This window comes from Xanthomonas cannabis pv. cannabis (assembly GCF_000802365.1).
In the GTDB taxonomy this organism is placed as follows: Bacteria; Pseudomonadota; Gammaproteobacteria; order Xanthomonadales; family Xanthomonadaceae; genus Xanthomonas; species Xanthomonas cannabis.
Genome location: NZ_JSZE01000153.1, coordinates 1 through 6,945, shown reverse-complemented (window position 1 = coordinate 6,945; position 6,945 = coordinate 1). Strand labels below are relative to the sequence as shown.

Annotated in this window: 5 protein-coding genes and 1 pseudogene; 5 read left to right on the top strand and 1 reads right to left on the bottom strand. The window is 66.3% G+C overall.

Going from position 1 to position 6,945, the window contains the following annotated elements; genetic code table 11:
* Window positions 1-117, top strand: a pseudogene (locus tag OZ10_RS18750) (single-stranded DNA-binding protein); the annotation flags it as partial.
* Between the two features lie 155 nt (window positions 118-272).
* On the opposite strand, the gene OZ10_RS18745 reads toward OZ10_RS18750, so the two are convergent.
* Window positions 273-1,820, bottom strand: coding sequence for a GGDEF domain-containing protein (locus OZ10_RS18745; RefSeq protein WP_202903045.1), 1,548 nt, complete (start codon window positions 1,818-1,820; stop codon window positions 273-275).
* A 211-nt stretch (window positions 1,821-2,031) separates the two neighbouring features.
* Here OZ10_RS18745 and OZ10_RS18740 point away from each other — a divergent pair, with 211 nt between their 5' ends.
* The 4 genes from OZ10_RS18740 to OZ10_RS18725 all read left to right on the top strand — a co-directional run.
* On the top strand, window positions 2,032-3,039 hold the full coding sequence (locus tag OZ10_RS18740) for a zinc-dependent alcohol dehydrogenase family protein (protein ID WP_039566508.1): 1,008 nt from the start codon (window positions 2,032-2,034) through the stop codon (window positions 3,037-3,039).
* 396 nt (window positions 3,040-3,435) lie between these two features.
* Complete coding sequence (gene paoA, locus OZ10_RS18735) at window positions 3,436-4,095, top strand: aldehyde dehydrogenase iron-sulfur subunit PaoA (RefSeq protein ID WP_267483893.1); 660 nt, start codon at window positions 3,436-3,438, stop codon at window positions 4,093-4,095.
* Window positions 4,092-5,042 carry an FAD binding domain-containing protein gene (locus OZ10_RS18730; RefSeq protein ID WP_039414005.1) on the top strand — a complete coding sequence of 317 codons (951 nt, stop codon included), beginning with the start codon at window positions 4,092-4,094 and terminating at the stop codon, window positions 5,040-5,042. The genes paoA and OZ10_RS18730 overlap by 4 nt, the downstream gene beginning before the upstream one ends.
* 1 nt (window position 5,043) lies before the next feature.
* A partial coding sequence (locus OZ10_RS18725; protein WP_039566506.1) for a xanthine dehydrogenase family protein molybdopterin-binding subunit occupies window positions 5,044-6,945 on the top strand: 1,902 nt, incomplete at its 3' end.

The window sequence follows — 6,945 nt, the reverse complement described above, 5'->3', positions numbered from 1 at the left end:
GGATACGGCGGCGGTCAGGGCGGCGGGCAGGATTACGCGCCGCGTCGTCAGCAGCCGGCCCAGCAGCAATCGGCGCCGCCGATGGACGATTTCGCGGACGACGACATCCCGTTCTGAGCCGCGTTGTCGCCCTCGTCATCCGGAAGGCCCGCCATGTGCGGGCCTTCTGCATTCAGTGTCATCGGGAACCAGGCGTCACCGGCTGGCGGGACGGTTCGCTGTCCAGCAGCGGCTGACGTCGTCGGCGAGGCGGCGACCGGACTGGCGCCTGATTACGCCGATGTGCGATCCCGCCCGCTTTGCTTGGCACGGTAGAGCGCCGAATCGGCGTCGTGCACGATGGCGTCCGGCGTCTGCGGTGTTTCGCCCGGTTCGAAGGTCGCGGCGCCCACGCTGACGGTGACATGCGCGCTGGTCGGGCTGGACAGATGCATCAGGCCCAGGCCGGCCACGGCGCTGCGCACGGCATCGGCCAGGCGCAACGCGCCGGCGGCATCGGTATGCGGCAGGATCATGCCGAACTCTTCGCCACCGTAGCGGGCCGCCACGTCTTCGCTGCGGCGCGAGCAGGCCGCGATGGCGCCGGCAATCAGGCGCAGGCAGGCATCGCCATTCACATGGCCATAGGTGTCGTTGTAGAGCTTGAAGTGGTCCACATCGATCATCAGCACCGATAACGGCGACTGCTGGTGCACTGCTTCGCGCAATGCTTGCGACAGGCGGTAGTCGAACGCGCGCCGGTTGGCGATGCCGGTCAGTGCATCCACCCAGGCTTCGGAGCTGAGCTTGGCCTCGTTGCGATGCATGCGGCGCAGTTGCAGGTCCAGCCAGATGCCCACGCCCAGCAGCACGATGCAGCCGAGTGCGGCAATCACGATCCGCTGGGTTGCTGCCTGCCGCCAATTGGCCAGCGCATCGTCCACCGACACACCCGTCAGCACGGTCAACGGATACGGGCGCGCCGGAGCGAAACTGGAGATGCGCTCCACGCCGTCGATCGGCGAACGATAGGTCGCAGTGCCGTGCTTGCGCGCGCGCATGGTGACGTAGATCGAGGTGCCCGCGATCGAGGTGCCGATGACGTCGTGTTTGTCGGGCCGGCGTACCAGCACGATGCCATCGTCGTTGGTCATGCCGATGGTGCCGTTCGGGCCGACTTCGAAGGTGCTGTAGTAATTCTGGAAATACTTCAGCTGCAGCGTCACCAGCACCACACCGGCAAATTCGCCATCGCTGTCGTTGAGCCGGCGACTGAGGGTCATCACCCAGCTGCCATCGGAACGGCTCCGCACGGGTGGGCCCGCCAGCGACAATGCATCGCGGTGGTCGCGGTGATATCTGAAATAGGCGCGGTCGGCGTTGTTGTGGGTGCGGGGCGTGCTGTCCAGCGATGAGCTGACCCAGCTGCCGTCGGCCGCATAGATGAAGATGCCATGCAGGCGGTCCGAGCGCCTGGCCTCACGGACCAGAAACTCGTGCATCGCCGAGTGCGCGCCGTTTTTGCCTTGATCGTGTTCGACCCGCGAGACCAGGCCCGACAGCACCGCGTCGGCGATGGACAGGGTGTCGCTGGCATGCTGAGCCAGCGAATTAGCCAGATTCAACGACTGCGCCTCGGCGCTGCGCAGGGCGCTCGCGCGCTCCTCATGGATGGACCAGTACTCCGAACCGAGCAGCAGTAGCCACGAAATGGTCAGCACGAAGTGCAACGCGAGGCGTTGTGCACGTTGGCGCCACCGCTTGGTTGTTGACGTCACTGTGGCTACCTGTATGGACACCAGGGCGATGCAACCGGTGTGCCAGCCTACGCGTGGCCGCAGTGGCAACCGTGTGCAGTCGCGCAACCACAGCGCCGATCCGTGATTGGCAGCGCACTGCTGCGCTGCAGTCCGCTTGCCACGTGCGGCCGTCACTCGGTGGTGCGCATCAGCATCCGGCGTGACCGCCGTTGCAGTGCAAGCCAGCTCGACTGCATCCGCATCACGTTGCGCGTGGTATTCCGGGAGTCGATTCGTTATCCGAGGAGCTCTCATGCGCGCCATTCGTCTCTCGCAACCCGGCGGTCTGGATGCATTGCAGTCGGTCGATGTGCCCGACCCGGGGCAGCCCGCACGCGGACAGATCCGTGTGCGTCTGCATGCCAGTTCGCTCAACTTCCACGATCTGGGCATCGTGCTTGGCCAGATGCCGACGGCGGACGGACGCATCCCCATGTCCGATGGCGCCGGGGTGATCGAAGCGGTCGGCCCGGACGTCAGCGAGTTCGCAGTGGGCGACCACGTGGTGTCCACCTTCTTCCCGTCCTGGCTGGACGGCGAGCCGCTGCATGCAGGCTTCGCCACCACCCCGGGCGACGGGGTCGATGGATACGCGCGCTCGGCGGTGGTCACCGCTGCGCATGCGTTCACCCATGCACCGGCCGGCTACAGTCATGCCGAAGCCGCCACCCTGACCACGGCCGGCGTCACCGCCTGGCGGGCTCTGGTAGCCAATGGTGGCCTGAAGGCAGGCGACACGGTGCTGGTGCTCGGCACCGGCGGCGTATCGATCTTTGCGCTGCAGTTCGCCAAGGCCATGGGCGCGGCCGTGATCGCCACCTCGTCGTCGGACGAGAAGCTGGACAAGGTGCGGGCGCTGGGCGCCGACCACCTGATCAATTATCGCCGGCATGCCGAATGGTCGAAGCAGGTGTTGGAGATCACCGACGGGCGTGGTGTGGACCATGTGGTCGAGGTCGGTGGGCCTGGCACGCTCGCGCAGTCGATCCGCGCGGCGCGTGTGGGCGGGCACATTGCCTTGATCGGTGTATTGACCGGCGCCGCCGGGCCGGTGCCGACAGCGGAGATGATGGGCCGCCAGCAGCGTCTGCAGGGGCTGGTCGTGGGCAGCCGCCGGCATCAGCAGGCGCTGGTGCGGGCGCTCGACAGCTTGCCGCTGCGCCCGGTGATCGACCGGGCCTACGCACTCGACGACATCGCCGAAGCATTCGCCTTGCAGAAGTCCGGAGGCCATCTGGGCAAGATCGTGCTGGAGTTCTGACGCCGTGGCCCACCCGGCGATGCCGGCTCACTCACAGCGGAGCCGGCACGCTGATAAAACACACACTGCGCATTGCATCACAGCATCAAGACCGCGAGGCGCAGCGAAGATTGTCTGCAGTGCTGCAGCGGCCCGCGTCGATGGCTCCAACGCCGTCGACGCTAAATGGCGCGGCTTCATCGTTGTATGCAAGACGCTGTCGCGCATGCGCGGGCGCAACGCCGTGATGAGCACGTTCCATGGATGCGTGCAGACGCCAACATCGCTGCAGGTTGTACAGGCCGGCACTGGACTGATCGTTCCCTGGAGTATGTGTAACAGGCGTCGGTACTCACGCGCTTGTGACCGGCGGCGCTGCACATTGATAAAGAACTGAACAAGCCAGCATTGTTGGAGATGCCAGCCATGAGAGATATCAAGATGACCCGTCGCGAGGTACTGATCGCTGGCACGGCGTCGGCAGCCAGCGTTGCCGCAACCCAATCGATGGCTGCGACCGCTGCCACTGCCATGTCGCAGCGGCAGGCAGTCGAGCCGGCCAACGCCTCCAGCCAGGTTGCCTTCGAAGTCAACGGCAAGCCGGTGACGCTGACCCTGGACAACCGCACCACGTTGCTGGACGCACTGCGTGAGCATCTGCAGCTGACCGGCACCAAGAAAGGCTGCGATCACGGCCAGTGCGGCGCCTGCACGGTCATCGTCGATGGGCAGCGCATGAATTCCTGCCTGTCGCTGGCGGTGATGCATCAGGGCGCCAAGGTCACCACCATCGAAGGCCTGGGTACACCGGACAAGCTGCATCCGATGCAGGCGGCCATCGTCAAGCACGACGGCTACCAATGCGGCTATTGCACACCCGGCCAGATCTGTTCGGCAGTGGCCGTGCTCGACGAAGTGAAGCGCGGCATCCCCAGCCATGTGACCGAAGACCTTACCGCCAGGACCCGGCTGACGACGCCGGAACTGCAGGAACGCATGAGCGGCAACATCTGCCGCTGCGGTGCGTATTCCAACATCGTCGATGCGATCAACGATGTTGCAGGAGACCGCGCATGAAGGCTTTCAGTTACGAGCGCGCCACCTCGCCTGCGGATGCGGCCGCCAAGGCGGCGCGGCAGCCCGGTGCGAAGTTCATCGCCGGCGGCACCAATCTGCTGGACCTGATGAAGTTGCAGATCGAAACCCCGTCGCATCTGATCGATGTCAACGGCTTGAGCCTGGACACCATCGAGGCCACGCCCGATGGCGGCTTGCGCATCGGCGCCCTGGTGCGCAATACCGACCTGGCCGCCGATGCACGTGTGCGCCGCGATTACGCGGTGTTGTCGCGTGCGTTGCTGGCAGGCGCGTCGGGCCAGCTGCGCAATCGCGCCACCACCGCAGGCAACCTGTTGCAGCGCACGCGCTGCCCGTATTTCTACGACACCAATCAACCGTGCAACAAGCGTCTGCCGGGCAGCGGGTGCGCGGCCATCGGCGGCTTCAACCGGCAGTTGGCCGTGATCGGTGCCAGCGAGGCCTGCATCGCCACCCATCCCAGCGACATGGCCATTGCCATGCGCGTACTGGATGCGGTGGTGGAGACGGTCCGTCCTGATGGACAGACGCGCGCGCTGCCGCTGGCCGATTTCTATCGCGCCCCGGGCACCACACCGCATCTGGAAACCGTCCTGGAGCGCGGCGAACTGATCACCGCGGTGACCCTGCCCAAGCCGCTGGGTGGAACGCATGTGTATCGCAAGGTGCGTGACCGCGCCTCGTATGCATTCGCGCTGGTTTCGGTGGCCGCTGTCGTGCAGCGCGACGGCAGCGTCCGCGTTGGCGTGGGCGGCGTGGCGCACAAGCCCTGGCGCAGCGAAGCGGCCGAGGCGCAGTCGCGGCAGGGCGCACGTGGCATCGCCGCTGTGCTGCTGGACGGCGCACAGCCCACCGAACACAACGCCTTCAAGGTGCCGCTGGTCGAGCGCACCCTGACTGCGATCCTGGCCGACACGAGGGCCTGATATGAAATTTGACACTCCCGCCGGTACCAACCCCATCGATCAACTCAAGCTCGTCGGCAAGCCCGTCGACCGCATTGACGGGCCGCTCAAGACCACCGGCCAGGCGCCGTACGCGTACGAGCACCACGACCTGCCCGGACACGCCGCCTACGGGCACGTGGTGGGCGCCGGAATTGCCAAGGGCACCATCCGCAGCATCGATCTGAGCGCTGCACGCGCGGCCCCGGGCGTGCTTGGCATCATTACCGCGCAGAACGCCGGCAAGCTGCAGAAGGGCAAGCGCAACACGGCCAAGCTGCTGGGTGGACCGGAGATTCAGCACTACCACCAGGCGATTGCGGTGGTGGTCGCGGAAACCTTCGAGCAGGCACGCGCAGCCGGTCAGCTGATCAAGGTGGACTACGGCCGCCATGTCGGTGTGTACGATCTGGGCAAGGCACGCGACAGCGCAAAGGTCACCAAGGCCGGCGGTGCGCCGAACAGCGACGTCGGCGACTTCAACGGCGCGTTCGCCGCTGCGCCGGTGCAACTGGATGCCGAATACACCACGCCGGATCACTCGCACGCGATGATGGAACCGCACGCCTCGATCGCGATGTGGGAAGGCGACAAGCTCAGCGTGTGGACCTCCAACCAGATGATCAACTGGGGCGCCGGCGATCTGGCCACCACGCTCGGTATCCCGCGGGAAAACGTGCGCATCATGTCGCCCTATGTCGGCGGCGGGTTTGGCGGCAAGTTGTTCCTGCGCGCCGACGCATTGCTGGCATCGCTGGCGGCCCGCGAGGTCGGCCGGCCGGTCAAGGTGATGCTGCCGCGGCCGTTGATCGCCAACAACACGACCCATCGCCCGGCCACGGTGCAGCGCATCCGTATCGGCGCCGAGCGCAACGGCAAGATCACGGCAATCGGCCACGACAGCTGGTCTGGCGACCTTCCCGATGGCGAGCCGGAAATCGCCGCGGCGCAGACGCAGCTGCTGTACGCGGGTGCCAATCGCCTGATCACCACCCGGCTGGCGGTGCTCGACCTGCCCGAAGGCAACGCGATGCGTGCCCCTGGCGAGGCGCCCGGCCTGATGGCGCTGGAAATTGCCATGGATGAAATGGCCGAGAAGCTGGAGATGGACCCGGTTACCTTCCGCGTCGTCAACGACACCCAGGTGGACCCGGAAAATCCGCAGCGCCCGTTCTCGCAGCGGCAGCTGGTGAAGTGCCTGGAGGATGGTGCCAAGCGGTTCGATTGGTCCAGGCGCAAGGCCAAGCCGGCTGCCACCCGTGACGGGCGCTGGTTGGTCGGCATGGGTGTGGCCGCGGCGTTTCGCAACGCGCCGGTCATGACCTCGGGCGCGCGCATGCGGCTGGAGCAGGGCGGCCGCGTGGTGGTGGAAACCGACATGACCGATATCGGTACAGGCTCCTACACCATCATTGCGCAGACCGCCGCCGAAATGCTCGGCGTGCCGCTGAACTGGGTGGACGTGCGCTTGGGCGATTCCAGCTTCCCGGCATCGGCCGGTTCCGGCGGCCAGTGGGGCGCCAACAGTTCCACCGCCGGCGTCTACGCGGCCGCCGTCAAGCTGCGCGAGGCCATCGCCACGCGACTGGGCCTGGACCCGGCCAAGGCCGAGTTTGCCGATGGCTACGTGCGTGCCGGCGGCAAGCGCATCGCGCTCGGTGATGCCGCTGCCAACGGTGCGTTGGTGGTGGAGGACAAGATCGAATTCGGCGACCTCGCCAAGCAGCAGCAGCTGTCGACCTTCGGCGCGCATTTTGTCGAGGTGGGCGTGGATGTCGCCACCGCCGAGGTGCGCATCCGACGCATGCTCGCAGTATGCGCAGCCGGACGCATCCTCAATCCCAAGTCTGCGCGCAGCCAGGTGATCGGCGGCATGACCATGGGC